Genomic DNA, 392 nt, shown 5'->3' with positions numbered 1-392 from the left:
GCGTTGTCGACGAGATTGACGATCATCTCCCGCAGCATCGTGCCGTCCCCGATGACCGGTAAGGCGACAGTCTCATCGAGGCCAAGATCGACGTTGCGATCAATGGCCCTCGGCGCGTGCGTTTCCAGCACTTGGCGCGCGGCTTGCGTCAGGTCGATGCGATCGGCACGCGGTCGCCGGCTGCCCGGTTCCGCGCGCGACAAGGTCAAGAGCTGTTCGGCCAGCCTCGCCAGCCGGGCGGAGCTTGCCTGCAGGGCGACGAGTGCTTCCCGGCGCGCATCGACAGCGTTTTCTCGCAGCGCGTAGCTCGCTTGCGTCGACAACAGCGCCAGCGGCGTGCGCAACTGATGCGCGGCATTGGCGATGAAACGGCGCTGCGCCGCCATCTGCGC

General features: G+C 67.1%; 1 protein-coding gene. It reads right to left on the bottom strand.

Annotated elements, in window-relative coordinates; all coding sequences use genetic code 11:
• The coding region (locus tag EN852_RS35840; RefSeq protein ID WP_135879685.1) for a HAMP domain-containing sensor histidine kinase at positions 1-392 on the bottom strand (392 nt) is incomplete at both ends.

It is taken from the genome of Mesorhizobium sp. M2E.F.Ca.ET.209.01.1.1, assembly GCF_004010375.2.
In the GTDB taxonomy this organism is placed as follows: domain Bacteria; phylum Pseudomonadota; class Alphaproteobacteria; order Rhizobiales; family Rhizobiaceae; genus Mesorhizobium.
This window is presented reverse-complemented; position numbering and strand designations above follow the sequence as displayed.